Source organism: Gordonia sp. GN26, assembly GCF_054823965.1.
In genome coordinates this window covers 290,456-290,950 of sequence record NZ_JSYC01000007.1, presented here as the reverse complement: position 1 = coordinate 290,950, position 495 = coordinate 290,456, and the positions used below count along the sequence as shown (strand labels likewise).

Sequence of the window (495 nt, the reverse complement as noted above, 5' to 3'; positions counted from 1 at the left end):
GAGTGTGCCGTCGGGATCGAGGTGAGCGAGCAGCCGTGCGCCGAGGGCGGTGATGTCGGTTGGGGTGTGGTCGATGGCGATCTCGGCCATCTGTCGTTCGGCGGCGACTTTGATGTCGTGGTCGACGGCGTGGGGGATCTGCTCGAGCACCTCGACGACCGTTCGCACGTGCGCGGGTCCGACGCGGCCATCGGCGAACGCCTCGGCCAGGGCGGGGTGTTGCGGCGGTAGTTGTTCGCCGGTAGGGCTGGGAAAGCTTGCGGTGGCGGACATCTGGTTGCGGCGTCGGATCGGTTCGGCGACGCGCAAACGGTGGGTCATGAACTGGATGACGCTGCGGTGACCGGTCTTACGGGGGAGGTCGCGTTCGGTGGCTTCGACGATCTGACGGTCACCGGCGAAACTCAGTCGCGCGATGGCACGTTCGGTCTCGACAGCGACGTCGACGAGTTCGGCATCGGAACACTGCGTCAGATCGACGGTCTGGAGTTCGGC

1 protein-coding gene is annotated in these 495 nt (G+C 66.5%); it reads right to left on the bottom strand.

All coding sequences use genetic code 11. From position 1 onward, the window contains the following. Positions 1–495, bottom strand: a 495-nt coding sequence (locus tag OK17_RS02835; RefSeq protein ID WP_461416602.1) for a DUF222 domain-containing protein, incomplete at both ends; no start/stop codon positions are given.